1 protein-coding gene is annotated in these 351 nt (G+C 56.7%); it reads left to right on the top strand.

What is annotated here, in order from left to right; all coding sequences use genetic code 11:
• Positions 1-351, top strand: a 351-nt coding sequence (locus tag ACSIPU_RS30725) for an EamA family transporter (protein WP_435322497.1), incomplete at both ends; no start/stop codon positions are given.

Genomic DNA, 351 nt, shown 5'->3' with positions numbered 1-351 from the left:
CGGCGCTTTTGACTTCACGGCGCTGCGCAGTATTTTTGGCGCCGTGGTGCTATGGATAGTGATGTTGATCCGCGGTAAAGCGCTCAAGCCGACGCCTTTCGGCTACACCCTGGCGATCGCGTTATTGCAAACCTGTGGCATGGTCGGTCTGGCACAGTGGGCGCTAATGAGCGGTGGCGCCGGTAAAGTGGCGATCCTGAGTTATACCATGCCATTCTGGGTTGTGGTGATGGCCGCGTTATTCTTAGGTGAGCGCATGCGGCGATGGCAGTATATCGCCATCGGGGTGGCATGCGTGGGCCTGATACTCGTACTTCAGCCTTGGCAACTCGACTTTACTTCCCTGAAAAG

Origin of the sequence: Klebsiella sp. HN106 (assembly GCF_051209435.1) — a bacterium.
GTDB classification, from domain to species: Bacteria; Pseudomonadota; Gammaproteobacteria; order Enterobacterales; family Enterobacteriaceae; genus Klebsiella; species Klebsiella oxytoca.
The sequence above is the reverse complement of the archived record's forward strand: the minus strand, read 5'-3'. Positions and strand labels throughout refer to the sequence as shown.